The organism is Phenylobacterium sp., from assembly GCF_031360265.1.
Classification (GTDB): Bacteria; Pseudomonadota; Alphaproteobacteria; order Caulobacterales; family Caulobacteraceae; genus Phenylobacterium.
This window is the reverse complement of record NZ_JANMBF010000169.1, coordinates 1-25,829: the sequence shown is the minus strand read 5'-3', so window position 1 is coordinate 25,829 and position 25,829 is coordinate 1. Positions and strand designations below refer to the sequence as shown.

Annotated in this window: 27 protein-coding genes; 11 read left to right on the top strand and 16 right to left on the bottom strand. The window is 68.7% G+C overall.

Annotation, left to right across the window (positions count from 1 at the left end):
• Positions 1 to 56 precede the first annotated feature (56 nt).
• On the top strand, positions 57 to 1,208 hold the full coding sequence (locus RMN86_RS15670; RefSeq protein WP_309606788.1) for a homoserine O-acetyltransferase: 1,152 nt from the start codon (positions 57 to 59) through the stop codon (positions 1,206 to 1,208).
• Between the two features lie 2 nt (positions 1,209 to 1,210).
• Complete coding sequence (metW, locus tag RMN86_RS15665; protein ID WP_309606787.1) at positions 1,211 to 1,918, top strand: methionine biosynthesis protein MetW; 708 nt, start codon at positions 1,211 to 1,213, stop codon at positions 1,916 to 1,918.
• A 1-nt stretch (position 1,919) separates the two neighbouring features.
• Here metW and RMN86_RS15660 read toward each other — a convergent pair whose 3' ends face one another.
• A complete protein-coding gene (locus tag RMN86_RS15660; RefSeq protein WP_309606786.1) occupies positions 1,920 to 2,465 on the bottom strand; it encodes an SRPBCC family protein in 546 nt (181 codons plus the stop codon).
• 170 nt (positions 2,466 to 2,635) lie between these two features.
• Between RMN86_RS15660 and RMN86_RS15655 the strand changes: the two genes are divergently transcribed.
• Positions 2,636 to 3,772: an MFS transporter gene (locus tag RMN86_RS15655; RefSeq protein ID WP_309606785.1), complete on the top strand. Its 1,137-nt coding sequence runs from the start codon at positions 2,636 to 2,638 to the stop codon at positions 3,770 to 3,772.
• On the opposite strand, the gene RMN86_RS15650 is transcribed toward RMN86_RS15655, so the two are convergent.
• Positions 3,769 to 4,113, bottom strand: coding sequence for a P-II family nitrogen regulator (locus RMN86_RS15650; RefSeq protein ID WP_309606784.1), 345 nt, complete (start codon positions 4,111 to 4,113; stop codon positions 3,769 to 3,771). The genes RMN86_RS15655 and RMN86_RS15650 overlap by 4 nt on opposite strands.
• A complete protein-coding gene (locus tag RMN86_RS15645) occupies positions 4,110 to 4,949 on the bottom strand; it encodes a methyltransferase domain-containing protein (protein ID WP_309606783.1) in 840 nt (279 codons plus the stop codon). Before RMN86_RS15645 ends, RMN86_RS15650 begins: the two co-directional genes overlap by 4 nt.
• A gap of 84 nt (positions 4,950 to 5,033) precedes the next feature.
• Between RMN86_RS15645 and gloB the strand changes: the two genes are divergently transcribed.
• On the top strand, positions 5,034 to 5,795 hold the full coding sequence (gene gloB / locus RMN86_RS15640) for a hydroxyacylglutathione hydrolase (RefSeq protein WP_309606782.1): 762 nt from the start codon (positions 5,034 to 5,036) through the stop codon (positions 5,793 to 5,795).
• Here gloB and RMN86_RS15635 read toward each other — a convergent pair.
• The 3 genes from RMN86_RS15635 to RMN86_RS15625 all read right to left on the bottom strand — a co-directional run bounded on the left by RMN86_RS15635 (position 5,792) and on the right by RMN86_RS15625 (position 8,591).
• Positions 5,792 to 6,568, bottom strand: coding sequence for a DUF4908 domain-containing protein (locus tag RMN86_RS15635; protein WP_309606781.1), 777 nt, complete (start codon positions 6,566 to 6,568; stop codon positions 5,792 to 5,794). The two genes, gloB and RMN86_RS15635, sit on opposite strands and share 4 nt — an antisense overlap.
• Positions 6,569 to 6,641: 73 nt before the next feature.
• Entirely contained in the window at positions 6,642 to 7,367 is a 726-nt protein-coding gene (phbB, locus tag RMN86_RS15630; protein ID WP_309606780.1) for an acetoacetyl-CoA reductase, read from the bottom strand.
• Between the two features lie 48 nt (positions 7,368 to 7,415).
• Positions 7,416 to 8,591: an acetyl-CoA C-acetyltransferase gene (locus RMN86_RS15625; protein WP_309606779.1), complete on the bottom strand. Its 1,176-nt coding sequence runs from the start codon at positions 8,589 to 8,591 to the stop codon at positions 7,416 to 7,418.
• A gap of 167 nt (positions 8,592 to 8,758) precedes the next feature.
• On the opposite strand from RMN86_RS15625, the gene phaR reads away from it, so the two are divergent.
• The 3 genes from phaR (at position 8,759) to RMN86_RS15610 (ending at position 10,581) form a co-directional block, all read left to right on the top strand.
• Entirely contained in the window at positions 8,759 to 9,397 is a 639-nt protein-coding gene (phaR, locus tag RMN86_RS15620) for a polyhydroxyalkanoate synthesis repressor PhaR (protein WP_309606778.1), read from the top strand.
• A 45-nt stretch (positions 9,398 to 9,442) separates the two neighbouring features.
• Complete coding sequence (locus tag RMN86_RS15615) at positions 9,443 to 9,772, top strand: hypothetical protein (RefSeq protein ID WP_309606777.1); 330 nt, start codon at positions 9,443 to 9,445, stop codon at positions 9,770 to 9,772.
• 128 nt (positions 9,773 to 9,900) lie between these two features.
• Positions 9,901 to 10,581, top strand: a complete 681-nt coding sequence (locus RMN86_RS15610) for a PEPxxWA-CTERM sorting domain-containing protein (protein WP_309606776.1) — start codon at positions 9,901 to 9,903, stop codon at positions 10,579 to 10,581.
• Between the two features lie 4 nt (positions 10,582 to 10,585).
• On the opposite strand, the gene RMN86_RS15605 is transcribed toward RMN86_RS15610, so the two are convergent.
• Both RMN86_RS15605 and RMN86_RS15600 read right to left on the bottom strand, forming a co-directional pair.
• Positions 10,586 to 10,837 (bottom strand): DNA-binding protein, encoded by a 252-nt coding sequence (locus RMN86_RS15605; protein ID WP_309606775.1) that lies wholly within the window; start codon positions 10,835 to 10,837, stop codon positions 10,586 to 10,588.
• Between the two features lie 228 nt (positions 10,838 to 11,065).
• The gene (locus RMN86_RS15600; RefSeq protein WP_309606774.1) at positions 11,066 to 11,791 is read right to left on the bottom strand and encodes a glycosyltransferase family 2 protein; all 726 of its coding nucleotides are present in this window, start codon (positions 11,789 to 11,791) and stop codon (positions 11,066 to 11,068) included.
• Positions 11,792 to 11,845: 54 nt separating this feature from the next.
• Between RMN86_RS15600 and RMN86_RS15595 the strand changes: the two genes are divergently transcribed.
• Together RMN86_RS15595 and RMN86_RS15590 are read left to right on the top strand one after the other, a co-directional pair.
• Positions 11,846 to 13,528, top strand: coding sequence for an ArnT family glycosyltransferase (locus RMN86_RS15595; RefSeq protein ID WP_405041355.1), 1,683 nt, complete (start codon positions 11,846 to 11,848; stop codon positions 13,526 to 13,528).
• On the top strand, positions 13,525 to 14,424 hold the full coding sequence (locus RMN86_RS15590; protein WP_309606772.1) for a hydroxymethylglutaryl-CoA lyase: 900 nt from the start codon (positions 13,525 to 13,527) through the stop codon (positions 14,422 to 14,424). Before RMN86_RS15595 ends, RMN86_RS15590 begins: the two co-directional genes overlap by 4 nt.
• On the opposite strand, the gene RMN86_RS15585 is transcribed toward RMN86_RS15590, so the two are convergent.
• The 4 genes from RMN86_RS15585 to RMN86_RS15570 are packed head-to-tail and all read right to left on the bottom strand — an operon-like array spanning position 14,421 to position 18,119.
• Positions 14,421 to 15,353: a glycosyltransferase family 2 protein gene (locus RMN86_RS15585; protein ID WP_309606771.1), complete on the bottom strand. Its 933-nt coding sequence runs from the start codon at positions 15,351 to 15,353 to the stop codon at positions 14,421 to 14,423. The genes RMN86_RS15590 and RMN86_RS15585 overlap by 4 nt on opposite strands.
• On the bottom strand, positions 15,350 to 17,329 hold the full coding sequence (gene thrS, locus RMN86_RS15580; protein WP_309606770.1) for a threonine--tRNA ligase: 1,980 nt from the start codon (positions 17,327 to 17,329) through the stop codon (positions 15,350 to 15,352). Before thrS ends, RMN86_RS15585 begins: the two co-directional genes overlap by 4 nt.
• Positions 17,326 to 17,610, bottom strand: coding sequence for a membrane protein insertion efficiency factor YidD (gene yidD / locus RMN86_RS15575; protein ID WP_309606769.1), 285 nt, complete (start codon positions 17,608 to 17,610; stop codon positions 17,326 to 17,328). Before yidD ends, thrS begins: the two co-directional genes overlap by 4 nt.
• Before the next feature lie 59 nt (positions 17,611 to 17,669).
• Positions 17,670 to 18,119 carry an iron-sulfur cluster assembly scaffold protein gene (locus RMN86_RS15570; protein ID WP_309606768.1) on the bottom strand — a complete coding sequence of 150 codons (450 nt, stop codon included), beginning with the start codon at positions 18,117 to 18,119 and terminating at the stop codon, positions 17,670 to 17,672.
• A 200-nt stretch (positions 18,120 to 18,319) separates the two neighbouring features.
• Here RMN86_RS15570 and RMN86_RS15565 point away from each other — a divergent pair, with 200 nt between their 5' ends.
• Together RMN86_RS15565 and RMN86_RS15560 are read left to right on the top strand one after the other, a co-directional pair.
• A complete protein-coding gene (locus tag RMN86_RS15565; RefSeq protein WP_309606767.1) occupies positions 18,320 to 20,419 on the top strand; it encodes a TonB-dependent receptor domain-containing protein in 2,100 nt (699 codons plus the stop codon).
• A gap of 136 nt (positions 20,420 to 20,555) precedes the next feature.
• Entirely contained in the window at positions 20,556 to 21,950 is a 1,395-nt protein-coding gene (locus RMN86_RS15560; RefSeq protein ID WP_309606766.1) for an MFS transporter, read from the top strand.
• Here RMN86_RS15560 and modC read toward each other — a convergent pair.
• From modC to RMN86_RS15540, 4 genes are read right to left on the bottom strand one after another with little or no spacing between them, the layout of a single operon-like run.
• Positions 21,922 to 22,677 (bottom strand): molybdenum ABC transporter ATP-binding protein, encoded by a 756-nt coding sequence (modC, locus tag RMN86_RS15555; protein ID WP_309606765.1) that lies wholly within the window; start codon positions 22,675 to 22,677, stop codon positions 21,922 to 21,924. The genes RMN86_RS15560 and modC overlap by 29 nt on opposite strands.
• Entirely contained in the window at positions 22,674 to 23,339 is a 666-nt protein-coding gene (gene modB / locus RMN86_RS15550) for a molybdate ABC transporter permease subunit (protein ID WP_309606764.1), read from the bottom strand. Before modB ends, modC begins: the two co-directional genes overlap by 4 nt.
• Before the next feature lie 2 nt (positions 23,340 to 23,341).
• Complete coding sequence (modA, locus tag RMN86_RS15545) at positions 23,342 to 24,094, bottom strand: molybdate ABC transporter substrate-binding protein (protein ID WP_309606763.1); 753 nt, start codon at positions 24,092 to 24,094, stop codon at positions 23,342 to 23,344.
• Between the two features lie 13 nt (positions 24,095 to 24,107).
• Complete coding sequence (locus RMN86_RS15540; protein ID WP_309606762.1) at positions 24,108 to 25,739, bottom strand: porin; 1,632 nt, start codon at positions 25,737 to 25,739, stop codon at positions 24,108 to 24,110.
• Positions 25,740 to 25,829: the final 90 nt, after the last annotated feature.

Genomic DNA, 25,829 nt, shown 5'->3' with positions numbered 1-25,829 from the left:
CATGGCCCTGCAAGACCTCATTGACACCGAAAGGGCTTGGCGGTCCAAGGCCCCTGATGGACGCGGCCGAGGCCACCGCTGGGAGCGAGACGGACGGCGGGACGCTGAGCTTTCCCGCCGGCCAGGGCCTGCGCCTGGACTCTGGCGGCCGGCTCGAGGCGTTGGATGTCGCCTACCAGACCTATGGCCGGCTGAACGCGGCCAAGACCAACGCCGTGCTGGTCTGCCACGCCCTGACCATGGATCAGCACGCCGCCGGGACCAATCCCGCCACCGGCAAGCCCGGCTGGTGGAGCCGGGTGGTGGGCCCGGGCCTGCCGCTCGACCCGGAGCGCTATTTCATCGTCTGTGCCAATGTGGTCGGCGGCTGCATGGGCTCGACAGGTCCGGCCTCGATCAATCCGCGGACCGGGGATCCCTATGGCCTGGCGTTTCCGGTGATCACCATCGCCGACATGGTCCGCGCCCAGGCGATGCTGATCGCGGCGCTGGGCATCGAGACCCTGTTCGCCGTGGTCGGCGGCTCGATGGGCGGGATGCAGGTGCTGCAGTGGGCGGCGGACTATCCGCAAAAACTGTTCAGCGCGGTGTGCATCGGCGCGGCGCCGCGGCATTCGGCCCAGAATATCGCCTTCCACGAGGTCGGCCGCCAGGCGATCATGGCCGACCCCGACTGGCGGGGCGGAGCCTATGAGGTCGCCGGGGTGCGTCCGGAGAAGGGCCTGGCCGTGGCCCGCATGGCCGCCCACATCACCTACCTCTCCGAGGCCGCCCTGCAACGCAAGTTCGGCCGCGAGCTGCAGCGCGACGGCCTCAGCTGGGGCTTCGACGCCGACTTCCAGGTGGAGAGCTATCTGCGCCATCAGGGGGCCAGTTTCGTCGACCGCTTCGACGCCAACTCTTATCTCTACATCACCCGCGCGCTGGACTACTTCGACCTGGCGGCGCAGCACGGGGGGGTGCTGGCCAACGCCTTCGCCAACGCGCGCGGGGTGCGGTTCTGCGTGCTGTCGTTCTCGTCGGACTGGCTCTATCCGACCGCCGAAAGCCGCGACATCGTGCGCGCGCTGAACGCCGCCGGCTGCCGCGCCAGCTTCGCCGAGATCGAGACCGACAAGGGCCACGACGCCTTCTTCCTCGATGAGCCGCAGCTCGATGCGACCCTGCGCGGATTCTTCGCCTCGACCGCCCAGGCGCGGGGCCTCTAGGCATGACCGCCCCGCGCGAGGATTTCGCCGAGATCCTGCGCCTCGTGCGACCCGGCGCCCGCGTGCTGGATGTGGGCTGCGAGGATGGCGAACTGCTGGAACTGTTGAGCCGCGAGAAGCGCATCGACGGCCAGGGGCTGGAAATCAGTCCCACAGGCGTCTCGGCCTGCCTGGCGAAGGGCCTGGCGGTGGTGCAGGGCGACGGCGATCGCGACCTCGACCACTTCCCGACCCGGGCCTTCGACTACGCAATCCTGTCCAAGACCCTGCAGCAGATGCGCGAACCCCGGCACGTTCTTTCGGAGCTGTTGAGGATCGCCGACCAGGCCATCATCTCGGTGCCGAATTTCGCTCACTGGCGCATGCGCCTGTCGCTGATGTCGCGCGGACGGATGCCCGAGACCCGCGCCCTGCCCGATCCCTGGTGGGCGACCGCCAACATCCACCTGTGCACCCTGCGCGACTTCACCGACCTGTGCCGCGAACTCGATTTGCGCGTGGACGCCTGCGCCGCGCTCTCCGGCGGCAAGCCGGCGCGGCCGATCACGCCCGACGGCCTGCTGGAAAACTGGCGCTCCGAGACCGCCCTCTTCCTGCTCAGCCGACGCACTGAGCCGCAGGCCAAGCGCGTCGCGCGGAACCTGTTGGGCGAGGTCGATCTGCCGAAGCCCCAGGACCCGAGGCCGAAGCCGCGGCGAGGGCGGCGCTAAGTCACCCCCGCTCGACGCCGCCCTTGATCGCCGCCAGCGCCGTGCGCATCAGGTCGGCGTAGGCGGCGTCGAGAAACGCCGCTTTCATCAGCCAGCGGCCCAGGCCGCCTAACCGCCCCGGAAAGACGTCGGGCCGCAGGCGGAAGGCATAGGTCCAGACGAGATCGGTGCGGCCTGCGTCCAGCGCCGTGAAGCGGAATTCACCCAGGGCGTAGGCGATCGGTCGGGCGGCGGCGGTGGTGTAGTCCCAGACCTGATAGCGGAACAGCTCCGTGGTGCGCTCCAGCACCTGCTCGGTGGTCTGACTCCCGTCGCTGAGCCGCACGATACGGCGCCCGCCCGGGCCGCCCCAGGGTCCCGGGGTCAGCGGCGTCACCCCCACCACCCCTGGCAGCCGACGCGTCGCCAGCACCTGCGTCGCAAGGTCGGCCTCGACCAAATGGCGGGCCACCTCGGCGGGCGGGCGGCCGACGACGATCCGCTCGGTCCGCGCGATCATCGGCGCGGCGGGATCGATGGCCGGCGGGGGGGCAAGCTCGGCTGGCATGGCGCAAGCTTGTGCACACCCGTGACGACGAGCATAGTCCAGCTGCTGAAGGAGACGATCTCCATGGGTAGGAACGACCGATAGCGCCCCGGGGCCGTCTGGCCCGCGCCATCTGACCGGAGCCGCCTCGCGCGCGCCGATCTTTCCATGCCTCCTTCAGCGGAGACCTCATGTCATTTTTCGGCAACGACGCGATCAACCGCGTCAATCTGCAGTCCGGCGTCCAGGCCCTGGCCGAGGGCGCCGGCGGCCTCTTCCTGCTGGTCTTCCTGCTACGGGCCGGGATTGCGGTCCCGATCGCCTTGCTCGCGCAGGCGGCGATCGTCGCCGTCCGCTTCGTCGTGCGCCCGGCGTTGCTGCCTCTGGCCCAGCGCTTCGGCCTGAAACCGCTGTTGCTGGCTGGCGCGGTCGGCATGGCCGCCCAATACCCGGTGCTCGCGGGGGTCCACGAGGTCGGTCCGCGGCTGGCGATCTTCTGCCTCGTCGCCGCCCTGGCGGAGGTCGCCTTTTACGTCTCCAAGAACGCCTATGTCGCTGTTGTCGGCGACACGGAGCACCGCGGACATCAAGTGGCGGTCGGCCAGTCGCTCGCCGCCGCCGCCAGCGTGGTCGCCCCGCTCGCCGGCGCCTGGGGGCTGGTCGCTATCGGCCCGACCTGGACCTTCTCGGCGGTCGCCCTCGTGCAGGTCGCCTCGGCGGTCCCGCTGCTGGGCCTGCCTAACGTCACCGTCTCCCGATCGGCGCCGGGCGCATGGCGCGCGGCGCGCCCCGCGGCGCTGCTGCTCGCCGTCGACGGCTGGTTCGACGCCAGTTTCATCTTCGCCTGGCAGGTCGCGCTCTTCCTCGCCTTGCGGGAGAGCTACGCGGCCTATGGCGGGGTCATGGCCCTGGCCGGGTTCGTGGGCGCAGCCGCTGGCCTACTGATCGGCCGCCATGTCGACCGCGGCGGTGGCCGGCGCGCGGTGCTCATCGCCTATGGCGCGGCCGGCGCGATCGTCCTGCTGCGCGCCGGGAGCCTGGGGTCGCCCTGGTTCGCCGGCGTCGCCAACGCGGCGGGAGGACTGGTCATGCCGCTGCTGGTCCCTCCGCTCGGCGCAGCCGCCTACAACCTGGCCAAGGCCTCACCCTGCCCGTTTCGCAACAAGATGGCGTCGGAGGGCGGCTGGGACGTCGGCTGTTTCATGACCTGCCTCGTCGCGGCAGGCCTGGCGCAGGCCGGTGCGCCGTCGTGGAGCTGGGTGCTGCTGGCCCTTCCGGCAGCGGGCCTCGGCGGGCGGCTGCTCTGGCCGTACTTCCCGCGGGCCTAACCCGCGATCGCCGCGGCGTCCTTGTCGCCGGTGCGGATACGCAGCGCTTGTTCCAGGTCCAGGACAAAGACCTTGCCGTCGCCGATCTTGCCGGTGTTGGCGGTGCGCGCCACGGCCTCGACCACCGCGTCGCAGATGTCGTCGGGGACGGCGATTTCCAGCTTCACCTTGGGCAGCAGCTTCACCTCGTATTCGGCGCCGCGATAGACCTCGGTCTTGCCGCGCTGGCGCCCATAGCCGCGCACCTCCGTGACCGTCAGCCCGGAGGCCCCGGCCTCGGTGACGGCGTCCAGCACGGCGTCAAGCCGGCTGGGCTTGATGACAGCAACGATCATCTTCATGGCGCACCGTCTCCATTCGATCCGCGACGGGCGGACCCGGCGACAAAGCTAGGGCTTTCCCCACCGCGCTCCAAGGGGGCGCGCGGAAGATGGCCGGCCGGCGCCCGCGAAACAGGCGCGCCGCTGGGGGCAGGGGCCAGCAGAGGTCGCGCGCGTCGAACCCTTGCGCCGGAGCCCCGCGGCTTGACCGCAAAGGTTTGTTTCACGGCTTCCATCAGCAAGAGTCCGGCGAAACCGGGCCAGAGCCTCGAGCCGGTCTGTTCGAAGCCCTCGGCCCATCCGGCCAGCCAGGTCACCGGCGGGACATAGAGCGCGCGCGTCCAGCCGGAGGGCGCGAGCTCGGCCTCGCGCAGCAGTTCGGCCAGCTGGCCCCGGCTGTAGGGCCGGCCATGGCCAAAGGGGGTCTTCTCGCTGTTGGCCCATAGCCCGTTGCGCGCCGCCACCGCCACGACGACCCGGCCGGCGGGCGCCAGCACCCGCCAGACCTCGCGCAGCAGGCTGATCGGGTCGGGGCTTTCCTCCACGCCATGGACCACCAGGATGCGGTCGAACAGCGCGTTGGCGAACGGCAGGCTCTCTTCGCCGACCAGGGTCGTCAGGTTACGCCCGCCGGCCGGCCACAGTTCAACCCCCTGCTGGGCGGGCATGGCGGCGACCACACGCCGCGCCGCGTGGCGGGTGTCGGCGACGAACGGCGTCGCATAACCCAGCGCCAGCACGTCGAGGCCGCGCGCGTCGCCCCAGGTTTCCAGCACCTTGCGACCGACCATGGCGCGCGCGGCGCGCCCCAGGTCGGAGGCGTAGAACTGTCGCAGGTCCAGGACGTCGCGGCGCATATTCCATGGCTAGGCTCGACGAAGGCCTCTCGCCAACCTAAATCGCAGGGCTCAGGGTCATCGCCCCTCTGGAGGCCAAGTCCGATGCCGCTCTGCGTCCACCAGTTCCCCTGTCTTTCGGACAACTACGGCTTCCTCGCCCGTGACGCTGCGACCGGCAAGACCGCCTGTATCGACACGCCGGACGCCGCCGCGATCCTGGCCGCCCTGTCGGAAAAGGGCTGGACCCTCGATCTGATCCTCAACACCCACTGGCATCCCGACCACGCCGGAGGCAATGCGCAGATCGCCGCGGCCACCGGGGCGACGATCGTCGGCCCGGGCGAGGTCACCCGCATCTCGGCCCTCGATCGCGAGGTGCGCGGCGGCGACGAGGTGATGCTGGGCGAGACGCGGTTCGCGGTGATCGAGACCGGCGGCCACACCCTGGGCCACATCGCCTATTTCGACGCCGCCGACCACATCGCCTTCGTCGGCGACACCCTGTTCGCGCTCGGCTGCGGGCGACTGTTCGAAGGCACCGCCGAACAGATGTGGACCAGCCTGCAGCGGCTGGCGGCCCTGCCCGACGAAACGGCCGTCTACTGCGCCCACGAATACACCGCCTCCAACGCGCGATTTGCGCTGTCCGTGGACGATGATCCGACGTTGAAGGCCCGGACGGAACAGATCTTCGCCCAGCGCCAGCGCGGCGAACCCACGGTGCCCACCACCATCGGTTTGGAAAAGGCCACCAACCCCTTCCTGCGCGCGCCAAGGCTGGCCGCGCGGGTCGGCGCTGCGGGCAAGCCGGACTATGCCGCCTTCGGAGCGGTGAGGTCCGCCAAGGACAATTTCAAGGATTAGCGGACGGTCTCGGCGACCTGGACGATGCGGTCCGACGAGGGGCGGCCGGCCAGGCCGTCCGGCGGCGCCACCACCACTTCGAGCACCCCGTCGTTGACCAGGGCCGACGCCTTGCGACCGGCAACCAGACGCACCTTGACGATCCGCTCCAGAAGCTTGCGCGCATCGGCGCGCCGGGTCATGCGAACCACCGCCTCGCTGGTGACCATGGCGGCGTCGGCGATCAGCGCCGACGAGGACGGCGTCGCCTCGGCCTCAAATGGAATCAGGCGGCGCGCGGCGCGGCTCGCCCGAGCGCTGGCCTGCGCCAGTCGCTCCAGCAGCGCCTGCGGACCCATGATCGCCAGGCGCAAGGGAGCGCCGACGCCCGCCAGCGCCGCAGCCGAACCGCCCGGTCGCTGATCGGTGAACAGGGTGATTCCGCCAAGGCGGGTGGCGCGCAGCACCGGTTCACCCAGGTCGTTCTTGTAGATCGTGTCACCGCGCGGCGCCGGCTGCGGCCGCAGGGCCCAGACCTCATAGCTGTTGTCGAATTTGAGCAGCGGCCTGGCCTGACTGCGGTCGAGCGTGAAGACGTCGCCGTCCTCCGACACGTAGCGCGCGACCGGCGGGGTCGTGATCTGTCGACCGTCCGAAGGACGCTGGCCGAACAGGCCCTCGCGCAGGCCTGGAAACGCCGCCGCCGGCGCGGCGAGCCCGAGCACAAGACAGATGACGACGCCCTTGACCGCCGTGGACCGCGCGCTGGATGAAGCCTTTGGCTCAACCGTCATGACGCCGGAGCACATGCCGGCTGACTGGGGCGCTTTTTGGACCGCCCGGCGGTTTGCGCCCGATCTGGCGCCCTCAGCCGACCAGGTATTGTCCGCCATTCAGCGACAGTGTCGTTCCGGTCACATATCCGGCCCGCTCGCCGGCCAGGAAGGCCACCATGTCGGCGATCTCCTCGCCGCGGCCCAACCGGCCCACTGGAATCTGCCCGATGATTCCTTCCAGCACTTTTTCCGGCACCGCCTGCACCATCTCCGTGTCGATGTAGCCGGGGGCGATGCAGTTCACCGTGATGCCCTTCTTGGCGTTCTCCAGCGCCAGCGCCTTGGTGAAGCCGATCATCCCGGCCTTGGCGGCGGAGTAGTTGGTCTGGCCGATCTGGCCCTTCTGGCCGTTGATCGAGGAGATATTGACGATCCGGCCCCATTCGCGCTCGCGCATGCCCTCGATCACCTGGCGGGTCATGTTGAACAGCGAGTCCATGTTCACCCGGATCACTTCGCTCCACTGCTCGGAATTCATGCGATGGAACACGCCGTCGCGGGTGATGCCGGCATTGTTGACCAGGATGTCGATGGGCCCCAGCTCCGCCGTGACCGCGGCCACCGCGTGCTGGCAATCGGCGAAGTTTCCGACGTTGCCCTTGATGACCATCGCCCCGGTTTCGCGCTTCAGCGCTTCGGCCGCGGCGTCGTTTCCGGAATAGCCGGCCGCGACCTTGATTCCGTCCTGCGACAGCCGCTCGACAATCGCGCGGCCGATGCCGCGTGTGCCGCCGGTGACCAACGCTACCCTGGCCATATGTTTCGTCTCCCTGGAAAGCCGCCGTCGGTTGGCCCGACAGTCGGATCAGATTTTTTCGACACACATGGCAACGCCCATGCCGCCGCCCACGCACAGCGTGGCGAGTCCCTTGGTGGCGTCCGTGCGGTTCATCTCGTGCAACAGGGTGGTCAGGATCCGCGCGCCCGACGCGCCGATCGGGTGGCCGATGGCGATGGCGCCGCCGTTGACGTTGACCTTGGCCGGATCGAGGCCCAGGTCGCGCACCACGCAGATCGACTGCGCCGCGAACGCCTCGTTGGATTCCACCAGGTCAAGGTCGGCGACCGACCAGCCGGCGCGCTCCAGCGCCTTGCGGCTGGCCGGGATCGGGCCGGTCCCCATGATCTCCGGATCGACGCCGGCGTGCGCCCAGGAGGCGATTCGCGCGAGCGGCTTCAGGCCGCGCTTCTTCGCTTCATCGGCGCTCATCAGCACCAGCGCCGCGGCCCCGTCGTTGAGGCCCGAGGCATTGGCGGCGGTAACGGTGCCGTCCTTGGTAAAGGCCGGACGCAGGCCCGAGATGCTCTCCAGCGTGGTCCCGGGACGGATGAACTCGTCCTGATCGACGGTGATGTCACCCTTGCGGCCCTTGATGACCACAGGCGCGATCTCGCTGGCGAAACGGCCGGATTTCTGAGCGGCCTCGGCCTTGTTCTGCGAGCCGACGGCGAACCTGTCCTGATCGTCGCGGGTGATCTGCCAGCGCGCGGCGATATTTTCGGCGGTCTGGCCCATGTGATAGCCGTGGAAGGCGTCCCACAGGCCGTCCTTGATCATGGTGTCGACAAAGCCCAGGTCGCCCATCTTCTGTCCGTTGCGGATATTGGCGGCGTGCGGCGACTGGCTCATGCTTTCCTGGCCGCCGGCCACGACGATCTCGGCCGAACCGTCCTGGATCTGCTGGGCGCCCAGGGCGATGGCCCGCAGGCCCGAGCCGCACAACTGGTTGAGGCTCCAGGCCGGGCTTTCCATGGGGATGCCGGCGTTGATCGAGGCCTGTCGCGCCGGACCCTGGCCCTGTCCGGCCTGCAGCACCTGGCCCATGATCACCTCATCGACGTCGGCCGCCTTGATCCCTGCGCGTTCGACGGCGGCCATGATGGCGATCTTGCCGAGTTCGTGGGCGGGCAGGCTGGACAGCGCCCCGTTGAACGAGCCGACCGGCGTGCGGGCGGCGGAAACGATGACAACGTCGCTCATGGCGGCGGCTCCTGATGGTGCGCGTGGCGGCCCACGTTCATCTATTGTTGGGACGCTAAGGTTCGGCAAGCGCTGAATCTTTCCGCCATTTGCGATTTGCCTCGCATCCGCGATACTGCGGTGCAGAGCATGGCGTCCGCAGTCGCGGATCCGACAAGGAATTTGGGATGGCCGACACCCAGGCAACCGACGCCGGCGCCCAGGGCGAGCGCGTGGTGATCAAGAAATACGCCAACCGGCGGCTCTACAACACCGCCTCGTCCAGCTACGTCACCCTCGAGCACCTCTCCGAGATGGTGAAGCAGAACATCGACTTCGTGGTCTATGACGCCAAGACCAGCGAGGACATCACCCGCTCGGTGCTGACCCAGATCATCTTCGAGGAAGAGAGCCAGCAGGGCCAGAGCCTGCTGCCGATCCAGTTCCTGCGGCAGCTGATCGGCTTCTACGGCAACTCCATGCAGGCCTTCCTGCCGAGCTACCTGGAACTGTCGCTGGCCAGTTTCACCCAGCAGCAGGAGCGCATGCGCAGCCAGTTTTCCGCGCTCGGCCACACCCCGGGCGTCGGCGCCTTCGACGACCAGATCCGTCAAAACATGGCGCTGTTCGACCGGGCGATGAAAATGTTCTCGCCGTTTGCCTTCGCCAAGGCCGAGATGCCCGTACCCAGCGCCCCGACGCCCCGCGGCGAACCGGCGCCAGCGGCCGCGGCGCCAGCGGCCCAAGCGCCCGACGATCCCCTCACCGCCCTGCGCAAGCAGATGGAAGACATGCAGGCGCAGATCGAGAAACTTGCGAAGCGCTAGGCTCGCTGCGCTTTCTTAACGCCGGCCCGCCAAGATGACCGTGTCATGACCGCCTCGATCGATCCGGCCAACAGGCCTCGCCGGGTGCGCCGTCCCAGGACGTCGGCGGCCGATCTGATCGACGAGATCGAGGCGCGGAACCCCGCCGCCGGCTCCGGCCTGCCAGTCCCCGTCGCGCCAGCCCGATCGATTCCCCCAAAGACGCCCATCGCCAGCGCCGCGACCATCGAGGCCCAACTGGAGGGCGAACGTCGCGGCCTGCGCGCCGGCGCCTCGGCGATCAACCAGGCCAAGGCGATCTACAACAAGACCAACTGGTCCGGCGCCAAGGACCGCCGCGCGCCCAAGGGCCGCACCGCCAAGACCGACGTCTGATCGATCCTGAAGGTTCGCGGCGACAGCCCACGACCCGAAATCCGCGCCGCATAGTCCAAACGGACCATGCGGCGGTTTTGCCCGGCGGCTAAGCAGCCTGATCGACAATGTGTGAGGGAGTGCGGGCGATGAATTTCGGGACTATCGGTATGCGTTTTTCGAAGGGTCTTGCAGGACTTGCTCTGGCCATGGCCGCCGCAAGCATATTTCCCGGGTTCGCCCAGGCGACGACCCCGGTGACGTTCCACTACGACTCCAGCGCGTTCACCTCATCGCCTCGAGGACAGTCTCCCAGGTTCGGAACGCACCTGACCGCCGACATCACCTTCAGCCAGGATTTCGACTATACGATCCGGCCGCTGCAGCACCTGAACAGCATAGCGACACTGTTGGATTGGTCGGTCACGAGCGGTGAATTCACTTTGAACTCGAAGAATGCGACGTTCTCGTCCGACATAACCGACTATTTCAGTACGTTCTTCACCGTTCCGCTAGTTCAGGTCAGATTTTCGGCCATCGGCCATGTCGGTGGCGTGCCAGTCACCATCTCCGGGGATCCGAGCATCAACATCACCGACGGAATCGGCGTCAATCCGGCGATTCGATGCGGTCCCTACCTGGTGATCTGCGGCACGAACTTCCGAAATTTCAACCTCGGTGGCGGCACGTTCACCAAGACCTTCGACTATAAGGGCGGCGGGGGGCATGGCGCAGTTCCCGAGCCGGCTTCCTGGGCCCTGATGATCGGCGGCTTCGGCCTGACCGGCGTGGCGCTGCGGCGGCGGCGCGCGGCGCTCGCAGCCATCTAACCGATCAGCGTCCGGTCAGGCGCGCCACGTCCGCCTCGAGCCTAGCGACCCTGCTTTCGAGGTCCGTGACCCGGACCTCCGCGGAGTTGGCGTGCCGGGGGATCGGCGTCGAAACGCCCGCACGGCCGGCCACCTCCGTGACCGTGACGCCCAGAAGCTCGGCAAATCCGGCCACCTCCCCGGCTGAAAGCACCCTCTGATCCTTGAACACCAGCGCCAGGTCAGGCTCCGTCAGGCCGGCGGCGGCGGCCAGCACCGGGCGCGACAGCCCGCGCTCGGCCAGCCGCGCGTCGAATCATTGGGCGTCGAAGAACAGGGCCATCGTCTCTTACCCCGGCTGGCGCCGGTCTTGCTTAACCGTGACCTGTGCATCGTTCACAGGCCGGGCCAATGCTGCAAGTCGTCTTCCGCATCGTCGATCTGGCCGTGGTCGTGGCGATCTTCAGCGCTCTGACATGACGCGATCTCGCGGCGACCCTCGAACCTAAGCCTCGTCCACCCCGCCCGGATCGCGAGCGCGGGACTGCAGCCAGATCACCCCGAACAGGTCCGACAGCGACGCCCAGAGCCGGCCGAGGTTGGTGTATTTCGACGTCCCGGACTGGCGATGCCGGTGATTCACCGGCCGAAACGCGATCCGATAGCCTTCCCGCCGCATGAGCGCGGGCAGATAGCGGTGGATGTGGTCGAAATAGGGGAGCCTCATGAACGCCTCGCGACGGAACGCCTTCAACCCACAGCCGGTGTCGTTGGCGGTGTCGCGAAGCAGCCGCTTGCGAACACCATTGCCGATCCGCGAGGCGAGCTTCTTGTCGGCGCTGTCCTGCCGCCTGACCCGCTCGCCGCCCACCAGCGCCAGCTCCGGCGGCCCGGCGAGCAGCGCCTCGACCAGGCCGGGGGCGTCCGCCGGATCGTTCTGCCCGTCGCCGTCGAGGGTGACGATGATCTGCCCGCGCGCGGCCAGGACACCGGAGCGGATCGCCCGGCTCTGTCCGGCATTGCGGTGGTGGGCCAGCACGCGCAGCTGCGGGACTTCGGTCCTCACGGCCTGCAGCGACGCGCGCGTGCCGTCGCGGCTGGCGTCGTCGACGAACAGGATCTCGAAGTTCCGGCCCTTGAACGCCGCGGCGATCTCGCGGGCCAGCGCCGCCGCCGCGCCCGCCTCGTTGAACACCGGGACGACCACCGAAATGTCGGGCGTATTGGGCATGTGCCTGAATAGCGGAAAAGGCGGACAGGGAAAGGATTGTGCTATCTGGGCGCCATGACCTTCGAGGGTGAACTGGCGCGCTACAGCCGCGGCTGGCGCGGACCGGCGATGGCGGCCCTGCTGGCCTTTGCCGCGGGCCTGCCCGGGCTGCTGGCGATGCCGCCGCTGGACCGGGACGAATCGCGCTTCGCCCAGGCCACCGCCCAGATGCTGGAGACCGGCGACTTCACCGTGATCCGTTATCAGGACCAGCCGCGCTTCAAGAAGCCGGTGGGCATCCACTGGCTGCAGGCGGCCAGCGTCAGCCTGGTCTCAAATCCCGAGGATCGGCAGATCTGGGCCTACCGTATCCCCTCGCTGCTGGGGGCGATGCTGGCGGCGGCCGCCTGCGCCTGGGGCGCGGCGGCCTTCTTCGGCGCCGAGGGCGGCCTGTTGGCCGGGGCCATGCTGGCGAGTTCGTTCCTGCTTTCCACCGAGGCGCTGATCGCCAAGACCGACGCCGTGCTCTGCGGGACCACCACCCTGGCCATCGCCGCGCTCGCCCGCCTCTATGCGGAGGCCCGCGACGGACCGCCCGCCGGACGTCGGGCCTGGCTGCTGTTTTGGATCAGCCTGGGCGTCGCGACCTTGGTGAAGGGTCCGATCGGACCCTTGATCGCGGCCCTGACCATCGCGGCCCTGGTCGCCATGGACCGCCGGACGGCCTGGCTCGGACGCCTCAACTGGAGCTGGGGCCTGCTTATCGTCGCCGCCATCGTCGGGCCTTGGGCCGGGGCGGTGACCGTGGCCACCGATGGCGGGTTCTGGAGCGCCGCGCTCGCCGGCGACCTGGCGCCCAAGCTGGCCGGCGGTCAGGAGGGCCACGGCGCCGCGCCGGGCTATCACACCCTGCTGGCCCCGCTGCTCGCCTTCCCGATGACGCTGCTGCTCCCGGCCGCGGCGGTGACGGCGTGGCGGCGCTGGCGCGAGCCGGGCGTGCGGTTCGCGCTGGCCTGGCTGGTCCCGGCCTGGATCGTCTTTGAAGCCATGCCGACCAAGCTTGTCCACTACCCCCTGCCGGCCTATGGCGCCCTGGCTTGGCTGGCGGCCGCGGCGCTCGGCCAGTCGCTGGGTGCGCGCGCGCGCTGGACCGGCGCGGGGCTCGCCTCGGCGGTCGGCGTGACGCTGGCGTGTGGGTGTTTCTACCTCGTCTCGCTCTATGGCGACGCCTCGGATCTGCCGGTCGCGACGGTGGCGGGCGGGCTGCTGGCGGCCGCGGGCCTGGTCGGCGGCGTGCTGCTGGTCCGCAAGGCGCCTCGCCGGGCCATTGTCGGCGCCGTTGGCCTGGGTCTCGCCGGCCACGCGGCGCTGGCGGCGGGCCTGGCGCCCCGGCTCAGCCCGCTGTGGCTTTCCGAGCGGGTTGAGCGGGCGATGGCGCGCGCGCAACTGCTGCCCGAGCAGGGGATCGCCGACGCGCCGGTGTCGGTGGCCGGCTATGCCGAACCCAGCCTGGTCTTCGCGCTGGGCACCCCCACCGAGCTGGCCGGACCGGACGACGCCGCCCAGGCCATTTCCGAGAACCGCCCGGCGGTGGTCGAACAACGCCAGGAAGCTCAGTTCCGGCAGGCCCTGGCGGGATACCGCGTCCAGGCCCTTCTGGTGGCGACGGTGACCGGACTAGACTATTCGGACGGCAAGACGATGACCCTGCGCATCTACCAGGCGACCCCGGCGGCCCATCGAGGAGCCCTGCCATGACCCGCACCATCCAGATCGTCGAAGTGGGGCCGCGGGACGGCCTGCAGAACGAGAAGGCCCTGCTCGAGGTCGATCAGAAGCTGGAGTTCATTCGGCGACTGGAAGCGGCCGGCGCGCGGCGCATGGAAACGGTGTCCTTCGTCAATCCCAAACGCGTGCCGCAGATGGCCGGGGCCGAGGAGATCTGCGCCGCCCTGCCGCACACCGCCGGGCGCTCGCGGATCGGCCTGGTGCTCAATGAACGCGGCTGGGACCGCTGCGTCGCGGCGGCCTGCGACGAGGCCAATGTGGTGATCTGCGCCACCGACGGCTTCGGCATCCGCAACCAAGGCGCCTCGGTGGAGGAACAGACCGCCGCGCTGGTCGCCATCGCCGCGCGCCGCCAGGCCGAGGGCGGGCCGCCGATCACAGTGACCGTCTCCGTCGCCTTCGGATGCCCCTTCGACGGCGAGGTTTCGGAGGACCAGGTGATCCGCATCGTCCGCGCCGCGGCGGGCGCCGAGGTCGCCGAGATCGCCCTGGCCGACACCATCGGGGTGGCCGATCCGTGGCTGGTCCGCCGCCGGGTGGAGGCGACGAAGCGGGCCGCCCCCGACACTCCCCTGCGCCTGCACTTCCACGATACCCGCAACACCGGCCTGGCCAACGCCTATGCCGGCGTCGAGGCCGGCGTCGATGTGCTGGACGCCAGTTGCGGCGGGCTCGGCGGCTGCCCCTTCGCCCCGGACGCCACCGGCAATATCGGCACCGAGGATCTGGTCTACATGCTGGAGCGCGCCGGCTTCGAGACGGGCTATGACATCGGCCGCCTGATCGAGACGGCCCGGTGGATGAGCGGGATACTGGGCAAGCCGCCCGCGGCCTCGGTCAGCCGGGCGGGTGTGTTTCCGGCCTAGCGGCTCTTCAGCCGCCAGATCACCGGGCGAGCGACGGCGGCGCCGATCACCAGGGGCGAGAGCAGCAGGGCGCCCAGCTGCTGCCAGACGCCCTCGGCGCGCTTCCTGAAATAGCGGGCCAGGCCGACGCCCTTGTGAAACTCGACCTTCAGGGGACTGGTCTGGCTGGTGTGACCCAGGTGGATCACCTCGGCCCCCGGATGGAACAGCACCATCCCGCCCTGGCGGCGCACTCGCCAGCACAGATCAACGTCCTCCACATGCAGGAAGTACTTCTCGTCAAAGCCGCGGACGCTGTCGAAGTCCGCGCGGCGCATGCCGAAACAGGCGCCGGAGATGGTCGGCGTGAAGACAGCGGTCTCAGGCACCGCCTCGTCCTCCCAGTGGACCTCGTAGCGGCGCCATCCCGGAACCAGCCGCGACAGGGTGCTCAGCGACATCAGTGCGCTCATCGGCGTGATCTCGCCACGCCGTGCGCCCCGCTGTTCGGTGCGGTCAGGGTTCAGCACCCGGCCGCCGACGATGCAGGGGGAGGGCCGGTCCTCGATCTCCGAGGCCAGGGCGGCAAGGCAGCCGGGTTGCAGGAACGCGTCGGGATTCAGGAACACCAGGATGTCGCCCCGGGCCCGGCGCGCGCCCAGGTTGGCGCCCCGGGCGAACCCGATGTTGCCGTGGCCGGCCAGCAGCACGACCCGCGCGTCGCGCCCGGCAAGGGCGCGAAGGGCCGCGGAGTCTGCCAAGGCGGAACCGTTGTCGACGATCACCAGCTGGTCCGCCAGCGGATCGCGCAGCACCGAGGCGACGCTCTCGGCCAACGCCTCACCGGTCATATAGACCACCATCACCACCGATATCCGCCGACGGGGTCGGAGAAATTCCGGGGTCGGAACGGGCTCGGCGGCGACGATCTTTGCGGCGATGCCGTTCATCCAGCCCCCATGGCGCCGTCCGCGCCGGGCGCCGCCGAGTCGGCGCGCCCGGCCCCTGCGGCAACATCGGGCGGCAGCGCCTGCAAGGCAAGCGCGTTCGCCGCCGCCTCAAGGCCCAGAACCTCCTGGCCGTCGGACCCCAGCCGGCGCAGCGCCACCTGCCCAAGCTCGGCCTCGCGACGGCCGACCACGGCGATCACCGGCGTCTTGGCCAGGCTGTGTTCGCGGACCTTGTAGTTGATCTTTTCGTTCCTCAGATCGATCTCCACGCGCAGCCCCCTGGCCCGCAACGCCGCCGCCGCCTTGACCGCGAAGTCGTCGGCGTCGGAGGTAATCGTGGCGACCACCACCTGAACCGGCGCCAACCACAGGGGAAACGCGCCGGCGTAATGTTCGATCAGGATACCGATGAAACGCTCCATCGAGCCGCAGATCGCCCGATGCAGCATCACCGGCCGATGCTTGGCGCCGTCCTCGCCCGTGTAGTTGGCGTCGAGGCGGTCGGGCAGCACATAGTCGAGCTGCAAGGTGCCGCACTGCCACGTCCGGCCGATCGCGTCGCGCAGGTGGAATTCGAGCTTGGGGCCATAGAAGGCGCCTTCGTTGGGGATGCGCTCGACCTGCACCCCAGCGGCGTTGGCCGCCTGCTCCAGGGTGTCTTCCGCCAGCGTCCATTGCTCGTCATCGCCGAACCGCTGATCCGGACGCAGCGCCAGCTTCACCGAATGCAGCGCGACGCCCAGGTCCGCGTAGACCGACTTCAGGAGTTCGATGAAGTCGCGGGATTCCTCGAGGATCTGCGCGGGCGTGCAGAAGATGTGCGCGTCGTCCTGGCACATCTGGCGCACCCTCATCAGGCCGTGCAGCGAACCGGAGCTCTCGTTGCGGTGCAGCGGCTCGTATTCGGCGAAGCGGATCGGCAGGTCGCGATAGGAGCGTTGGCCATGGTTGAACACCTGCACATGGCAGGGGCAGTTCATCGGCTTGACGGCCATGACCTCGCCGTCTTCGGCCTCGCAGACGAACATGTCGTCGTGGAACTTGTCCCAGTGGCCGGAGCGCTCCCACAGCACCTTGTTGAGCACCTGGGGCGTCTTGATCTCTTGGTAGCCGACCGCCTCGGTGCGCCGGCGCATGTAGTTTTCGAGCGTCCGGTAGAGCGTCCAGCCCTTCGGATGCCAGAAAATCATCCCCTTGCCTTCTTCCTGGATGTGGAAAAGCTCCATCGCCTGGCCGATCTTGCGATGGTCGCGCTTCTCGGCCTCCTCGATGCGGCGCAGGTGGGCCGCGAGGTCGGCTTCCGTGGCCCAGGCCGTGCCGTAGATGCGCTGAAGCATGGCGTTGCGATGATCGCCGCGCCAGTAGGCCCCGGCCAGCTTGGTCAGCTTGAACGCCTTGCCCACCGCCTTGGTCGAGGGCAGGTGCGGCCCGCGGCACAGGTCCTTCCAGGCGCCCTGGCGATAGACGCTGACGTCCTCGCCGGCGGGGATGCCCTCGATGATCTCGGCCTTGTAGTGCTCGCCGATCGACGTGAAGTGGGCGATGGCCGCGTCGCGGCTCCACACCTCGCGCGTGATCGTCTCGTCGCGGTCGACGATCTCCCTCATCCGTTGTTCGATCACCGCCAGGTCGTCCAGGCTGAACGGCTCGGGGCGCGCGAAATCGTAGTAGAAGCCATCCTCGATCGAAGGCCCGATGGTCACCTGCGTACCGGGGAACAGCTCCTGAACGGCCTCGGCCATGACGTGGGAGGCATCGTGGCGGATCGTCTCCAGCGCGTCTGGACTGTCGCGCATCAGGATCTCGAACCTGCCGCCGTGCGGCAGGGGCCGGTCGAGATCGAGGAGCTCGCCGTCGAGCTTCACCAGAACCGCGCGCTTGGCCAGGGAGATGGCGATGGACGTGGCCACTTCCTTGCCCGTCACGCCGTCGTCGAACGGTCGCTTGGAGCCATCGGGGAAAATCAGCTCGATCATGTTTCACAGGTCCACTTGCGCGCATCGGTCCCGCGGTCGTTCGCGGGCGGCGTGCGCGGGGGCGGGACCGGGTCATAGCCCGAACCCCCACCCCAGGGATGACAACGGCACAGCCTGCGCGCGGCGAGCGCACTCCCGCGCCACGGGCCATGGCCGATCAGGGCGTCAGCGGCATATTCCGAACAACTCGGAAGGAACCGGCATTGCCGCCCGATCAGCGGCGAAAGCGTCAGCTTGTAGGCGCGTAGGGCCCCTCTGACGCAGCGTTCGTAGAGCTTCATGCCGGCTACGGGGATCTCGGAAGGCAGGGCCCAGCGATTACGCTGCGCCTAGCGAGGGATCAAGCCGCGCCGACGGGGCTAGTTCGCCCGGTGGCGATACGGACAGCCTCGGTCACCGCCTCGAACGCGAGCAGCGTGGAGGCGTGGCGGGCGGGGTAGTCCTTGACCGGGGCGAGCATCGAAAGGTCCGAAAAGCGTCCGTCGGGCGCGGGGGCGCCATCCTTCAACATAGCACGGAACTGGTCGCGGGCCACCTCCAGCTCTTTGAGGGTCGCGCCGATCACCTGGGCGCCCAGCACCGCGGCAGACGCCTGGCCAAGCGCGCAGGCCTTTACCTCCTGGGCAAAGTCGGTGACCAGACCGTCCTCGATGACCACATCCACCAACACCCGGCTGCCGCACAGCTTGGCGATCTTCTCGACGCTGGCGTCCGGCGCGGCGAGGCGCCCCACGCGCGGCATATTCGCCGCGAGTTTGAGCAACTTCGCCGAATAGAGGTCATCGATCATCGCCCCTAGATCGGGGGCCGGGCCTGTCGTGTCAAATCGCCTTCGCCGAATCCGCTTTGCAGCCTGTTATGATATATTATAACAGTCGCTTCGACTGGGCCGGCAGATTCCGAAGGCGCCTGGCGTGGCTCGCCGCGAGCCGGACATATCGCGGACCTGATTGACCTCTGTACGGGATTTCCATGACCCATCGATGTTCATTGCTTGTCGCCGCGAGCGCTGGCGTTCTGACCGCCACATCGGCCCTGGCGCAACAGGCGCCTCCCGCCGCGCAGCCGGAAATATCCGAAATCGTGGTCACCGCGCAGCGCCTTGACGCCGCACGCGGAACGATCGAGCCCGTGTTGGGGGCGACGACCTATTCCCTGCCGGAAGCCTTCATCACGAACCTGCCCGGCGGCGCCAACACCCAGCTGAACCAGGTGGTCCTGCAGGCGCCGGGGGTGGCGCAGGACTCGTTCGGGCAGCTGCACGTGCGCGGCAACCACGGCGATATCCAGTATCGGCTGAACAACGTGATCCTACCGGAAGGCCTGGCGGTGTTCGGCCAGACCCTGTCGCCGAGACTCGCCTCCAGCATCCGGCTGATCACCGGCGCCCTGCCGGCGCAATATGGCCTTAGGACCGCGGGAATCATCGACATCACCACCAAGAGCGGCTTTCGAAATGGCGGCGTGGCGTCGATCTACGGCGGAAGTCACGGAATGATCACGCCTAGCATCGAATACGGTGGCTCCTGGGGTAAATCCAGCGCCTTCGGATCGCTGAGTTTCACCGGCACGGATGTCGGCATCGAGAGTCCTGACGGCAGTGGAACGCCGCTGCATGACCGTTCCAACCAATACCAGGCCTTCGGCTATTTCGACCGCATTCTGGACGATGCGAGCCGCATCTCCGCCATCGTCGGCACGTCGCAGCAGAGCTTTCAGATTCCCAATGCCAAAGGCCTGCAGCCCAACCTGGGGCTCAACCTCAATGGCCGGACCGCCTTCGCCTCCGAGGCCCTGAACCAGACCCAGCGAGAGGCCACCAGCTACGGAATCGTCACCTACCTCAGGACGACCGAAAAATTCACCGGCCAAGCCTCGCTGTTCACCCGGTACTCCGAACTGACGTACCGGCCCGACCTGGCCGGGGAACTCCTGTTCAATGGGATCGCCCAGGCAGCCCGCAAGACCGACCTGTCGTTTGGGACCCAACTTGAAGGTGTCTACAGTCTCAGCGACGCCCATACGGCGAGGGGTGGCGTGATCATTTCGACGGATCACACCACCAGCCGGACCAATTCCCAGGTCTTCCGTCTAAACGCCGTCGGCGCGCAATTGTCGCCGTCGCCCATAGATCTTATCGGGAGTAGCAGCTCGGATGCCTGGACCTACTCGGCATATCTTCAGGACTCCTGGAAAATCATCGACAGCGTGACGCTGAACTATGGGCTGCGCATGGACCAGCTCGCGGCGTTCCGGCGCGAACGTCAGTTGAGCCCGCGTGTGAACCTGGTTTGGATCCCAGCCGATGGCCTGACCCTTCACGGCGGCTACGCCCGGTATTTCACGCCACCGCCCTTCGAGCTGGTCGCCAGCCAGACCATCGCCAGCTTCGTCGGCACCACCGCCGAGGCGCCTGGCAGCCAGAACGACACCCCGCGCTCCGAACGTGACGACTACTTCGATCTTGGTGTTGAGCAGAAATTCGCCAACGGCCTGACGCTCGGGGCGGACGCCTACTACAAGTCGGCTTCAAATCTCGTTGATGAAGGCCAGTTCGGCGCTCCGATCATCCTGACCCCCTTCAACTATCGCGACGGCTATGCGAAGGGCGTCGAACTGTCCGCCAACTACGTGAACGGCCCCCTCAACGCCTACGCCAACCTTGCCGTTTCCGAGGCGAAGGGACGTGACATCGTCAGCAGCCAGTTCAATTTCAACCCAGCTGAACTGGCGTATATCCGCGATCACTTCATCTATCTCGACCACGATCAGACCTACACTCTTTCGGGCGGCGCCAGCTATCGCCTGGGATCGACGCGGTTCTCCACCGACGTGCTTTGCGGTTCCGGGCTCCGGCGTACTCCGGACGGCGCGCCGCCCAACAGCGGCCATCTGCCAGGATACATCCAGGTCAACCTGAGTATCGCGCACGATTTCGAGCTCCCGGGCGGCCCGCTCACCGTGCGGGCCGACCTGATTAATGCGTTGGACGAGAAATATCAGATCCGCGACGGCTCCGGCGTCGGCGTCGGCGCGCCGCAATACGGGCCGCGCCGCGGGCTGTTTGTGGGCCTGACGAAGGCGTTCTGACGTGGCGCGTCAAATTGCCCGCCCGACGACGGCTTGCTGAATGACGCGGCGTCTTCTGTCGAACCCGCCAGTCGAACCCTCGGCGCGTTGCCAGCGCTCCGGAATGCTGCCTAGGTTCCGCCAGGCGGGGGGCGACATGACAGCGATCGCGGCGGAGACGGTGGCTGCGCCGGAACGGACTGTCTTTGGCCATCCGCGAGGCCTGGCGGTGCTGGCCGGGACCGAATTCTGGGACCGCGTCTCGTTCAACGGCATGCAGGCGCTGCTGACCCTCTACCTCGCCGGCCAGCTGTTCACCCCCGGACACATCGAGAAGATCGTCGGCTTTGTCCGCTTCCGCGCCGTCGTCGAGGCGGTCTTCGGCCACCTCACCACGCTGGGCCTGGCGACCCAGATCTTCGGCCTCTACATCGGCCTGGCCATGTTCACGCCCGTTTTCGGCGGGCTGATCGGCGACCTGTGGCTGGGCCGCAAGCGCGGCGTGATCCTGGGCGCGCTGCTGATGAGCGCGGGCCACTTCTGCATGGCCTTCGACCAGTCGTTTCTGCTGGCCATGCTGCTGCTGATCCTGGGCACCGGCGCCCTGCGCGGCAACCTGCTGCCGCAGGTGGGCGAGCTCTATCGGCCCGACGACGCGCGCCGCGACACAGCGTTCCAGCTCTACTACGCGATGGTCAATCTGGGCGCCTTCGTCGCCCCGCTGGTGACCGGCGCGTTGGCCCAGACCTTCAGCTGGCATGTGGGCTTCGCCTTCGCGGGATTCGGCATGCTCGCCGGCCTGGTCATCTATCTGGCCGGCCAGGGGCAGGTGGTCGCCGTCGCGCCGAAGCCGGCGCGGGCGGCCGACCGGGTCCGCGTCCCGCTGACCGCGGCGGATTGGCGCCGGGTCACCGCCCTGCTGGCGCTGGTTCCGGTGGCCGCGCTCTTCTGGATCGCCCAGTCGCAGGTCTGGAACACCTACAACCTGTGGGTCCGCGACCACATCCAGCTGCACATCGGGGCCTTCCTCGTCCCCGTGCCCTGGTTTCAGGCGATCGATGGCCTGTCGCCCTTCGTCTGCCTGCCGCCGATGCTGATGTTCTGGCGCTGGCAGGCGGCGCGCGGCCGCGAGCCCGGCCAGCTCACCAAGGTCGCCATCGGCTGCTTCATCTTCGCCGCGGGCACGCTCTGGCTGGCCGCAGCCGGGATCGCTGCCGACGCCGACGGACGCGCGCCGATCCTTTTCGCGGTGATGTTCCATCTGGTCTCGAACCTGGGCTGGCTCTATTTCGCGCCGACCATGGTGTCGCTCTTCGCCCGCGCCGCGCCGGCGCCGGCGGTCGCCACCCTGGTCGGGGTCAACATGTTCTCGACCGCGCTCGGCAGCTTCGCCTCGGGCCGGTTGGGCAGCCTATACGAGACCCTCCCGGCGCCGCAGTTCTGGGCCTTGCACGCAGCCCTGGTCGGTGCCGGCGGCCTGATCTTCCTTTTGATCGGCTGGCGCTTCGGCGCCGCCTACGGGATCACGCGGTCGGCGAAAGCCCGGCCCTGAGCGCGGCCATGGCCAGGGAGTCGCGCTGCCCGGAACTCAGGGCCGCGAACTCGCCGCGGTCCACCGCCCCGCCCAGCCGCACCTTGCCAGCGTCCATCAGCAGCACATGATCGGCCAGCCGGGCGATCTCGCCGACGTCGTGGCTGATGTAGAGCGCCGGGATCGCCAGGCTCCGGTGCAGACGCTCCAGATAGGGCAGGATCTCGGCCTTCGACCCGACGTCAAGGCTCGACATCGGCTCGTCCATCAGCAGCAGGCGGGGCTGCGACAACAGCGCCCGGCCCAGCGCCACCCGCTGCCGCTCGCCACCGGAGAGGTTGGCGGTCGAGCGGCCGAGCAACGGCCCAAGCCCCAGGAGCTCGACGGTGTCGTCCAGGCTGACCTCCGCCTTGGCGAAGGTGCGTTTCGCGCCATAGAGCAGGTTCCCGCGCACCGACAGGTGCGGCAACAGGCTGGCTTCCTGAAACACCACGCCCACCGGCCGGCGGTGCGGCGGCAGGAACGTCCGGTCGTCCTGCCAGACTTCCCCGGCCACCACGAGCCGCCCCTCGAGCCGTGTCAGGCCGGCGATGCAGCGCAGGAGCGTGGTCTTGCCGGAGCCCGATGGGCCGCTGAGCGCGGTAATCCCCCTGGGCGCCAGCGTAAACTCAACTTCCAGCGCGAACCCGCCCACCGCGCCCGCGAACCGACCCTCAACGCCGCTCTTGCCGGCGACCGCGGGGCTCACCGTAGCCGCCCGTCGGCCTGGCGGTCGAGCAACAGCATGGCCAGCAGGACGGCGAAGGAGAACACCACCACGCCGGCTGCCAGCGCGTGCGCCTCGCCGTACCGCAGCGACTCCACAAGCTGGTAGATGCGCACCGACAACACCTCGGTCTTGCCGGGGATGCCGCCGCCGATCATCAGCACCACCCCGAACTCGCCAAGCGTGTGGGCGAAGACCAGGATCGCGGCGGTCAGGAACCCGCGCCGCGCCATCGGCAGGGCCACGGTGAAGAAGGCGTCCGCCGGCGAGGCGCGCAGGGTCGCAGCGACCTCCATCGGCCGCGCGCCCATCGCTTCAAAGGCGTTGCGGATCGGCTGCACCGCGAACGGCAGCGAGTAAACCATCGAGCCGATCACCAGGCCCTGGAAGGTGAAGGCCAGGGTGCGGATCCCGAAGGGGTGTAGCACGCTCATCAGCGGGCTCTGCGGCGCCATGGCGATCAGCAGGTAGAACCCGAGCACCGAGGGCGGCAGGATGATCGGCAGGGTCGCGGCGGCCGCCACGATCTCCTTCCACCAGGCCTTGCGCCGGGCCAGCCACCAGGCGATCGGCGTGGCCAGGATCAGCAGCAGGACCGTGGTCAGGCTCGCCAGGCGCAGGGTCGTCCAGATGACCTCAGCCACGGCTAGGGAACCTCGTAGCCATATCGCCGGATGATCGCGACCGCCGCGGGAGACTTGAGAAAGGCCAGGAACGCCCTGGCGGCCGGGTCCTTCGCGCCGGCCTGGAGCAGGATCGCCTGTTGGTCGATGGGGGCGTGATCGGCCGCCGGGACCAGCCAGCGCGAGCCGCCCGGCACATTGATCACCTGCGACCAGGCGACAAATCCCAGCTCCGCGGCGCCGGTCTGGACGAACTGGAAGGTCTGGCCGATCGAGGCCCCGGTGACGATCCTGCTCCGCACCCGGTCATAGACGCCCAGCGTCCGCATCGTCCGCACGGCGGCTGCGCCATAGGGCGCGGCGGCGGGATCGGCTATCGCCAGCTTTTCGAACCTGTCGCCACTCAGCACCGACCCAGCGGGATCGACCACGCCGGGCGTCGGCGAATAGAGCGCCAGGCGCCCCACCGCATAGGTGAAGCGCGAGCCGGCGACCCCCAGGCCGTCCCGTTCCGCCTGCTTCGGACGCTCGGTGTCGGCGGAGAGGAACACCTCATAGGGCGCACCGTGCGCCATCTGGGCGTAGAATGCCCCGGACGAACCGAAGGTCAGCCTCGCGGTGTGCCCCGTGGCGGCCACGAACGCGGTGGCGATCTCCTTCGCCGGCTCGGTGAAGTTGGCGGCCACGGCCACCAGGGTTTCGGCCGCCAGCGCCGGACCGGCGGTGAGGGCGCCCGCCAGCGCCAGGCCGGTCAGACAGCGGCGTCGGGTGATCATCGGCGGGCTCCGTCTAGAACGCGAACTGCGTACGCAGCATGAGGACGCGATAGTGCTGGCCGATCTCGGCGCCGGCTGGCGTCTGGAAGGTCGCCGCCGACGGCGACAGCCGCCGGATACGCACGTCCTGGAAATCCAGCATCAGACGGAAAAAGGTGTTCGGGAACCAGTTCACCCCGGCGGTGACGATCCGCTGGTCGCCGCCGCGCAGCGCATCGGCCCCGGGCGCAGTTCCGACCGCGCCGGCGTGATAATTGAGGTTCATGTCCGAATAGCGCCCGGCCAACTCCCACGCGCCCCAGGTCCGGTCCGCCAGGCTGAACGGATGGTCCACCAGCGGACTGTCCCAGGCGAAGGTTGCGGCATTGAACCGCCGGCGCTCGCCGGTCACCGTCCATCCACCCTCGACGTACCAGCCGTGGAACTCGGGATCGGAGACCCCGGGCGCCGGGTTCAGCCGTGCGATCCGGAACCGCTCATACTCGCTCTGCAGAAACAGGCTGCCCACCTGGCCGGACGCCTCGATGCCGAGGGTCGAGGCCCGCCTGGCGTTGATCGCCCCGGTCGAGACCAGCCGCGTGCCATCGACCCGCAGTTCCGGCCGCTCCTGGATCGTGATCGGATAGCGCGACGTTCCGGCCGGGGTGTCCGGGCCGCCGGCGTCGGCCGGTCGGGCGACATAGCCGCCGTGCACGCCCAACTCCAGCATGGCGTCATCGGTCCTGACCGGCACGAAGGCGACCCGGCCGACATAGTTGACGGCGGTATCGAACGGCTGGGTGACCCCGGTCGCCTGGGAGTTCACCACCCCCACGACCCGGCCGCTCACGGCGCCGGAGACGTACCAGCGGTCGGTCCCGCCCCAGAACTGGCCGGCCTCGCGGAAGTCGCCCCCGGTCAGGCTCCGGGCCATGTCCGCCGACGCCGGGCGTTCCAGGAACAGCGCCCCGTTGGTCGAGCCCTGGTCCTCCAGCCCGATCGAGGGTGGAAAGGCGCCGATGCGCACGTGGAAGGGCTTCAGGCCCGAGTATTGCGCCCACATTTCCTGGATGTGCCCGGCGTCCTCCTCGCCCGCCCCACCGAACTCAAAGAGCAGGTTGTAGTCCCAGTCGCCGAACGCCTTACCCTCGATGCCGATGCGGGCGCGGCGAAAGTTGGAGCCGGAGTTGAGGTCGCGTGCATGAGCTGTGTCCGTCCCGGCCGCGCCTCTGCGGAAATCAGCGATGATCGGGCCGGGCGTCGCCTGCTTATAGTCGGCGGCGTCGAACTGCATCACCCCGTGCAGCTTGGCGGAGAAACGGCCATCCGCGCTCTCGATCGAGGGCCGTCCGGCCACGATCGTCATCCCGCCCGCGGAGGGGACCTGCGCCGGCGTCGACAGGTCGGGCTCAGTCTGGAGGATCGCCGCCGATGTCGGCGCTGGCGCCGGAGCCGGCGGAGACAGCGGCGGCGCGGGGCGGGCGGCAAGGCTGTCGACCCGGGCCGACAGGGCCTCGACCTGCGCTTTCAGGGCCTGGATCTGCGCATCGCGGGGATCGGGCGCGACCCGGCCCTGTCGCGGCGCCGCCTCGACCGGCGTCCAAACCCCGCTGAGGCCGGCCGCCGCCAGGAGCACGCGACAGGCCGCAAGCTGACTGATACCCATTTTCGGCGTGTCCCGACCCGCGTCTGCCCCGCGATAATTATATAAAATAAATATCGCTGGGCCAGCGGCAAGCTGCCGTGGGTTCGGCGC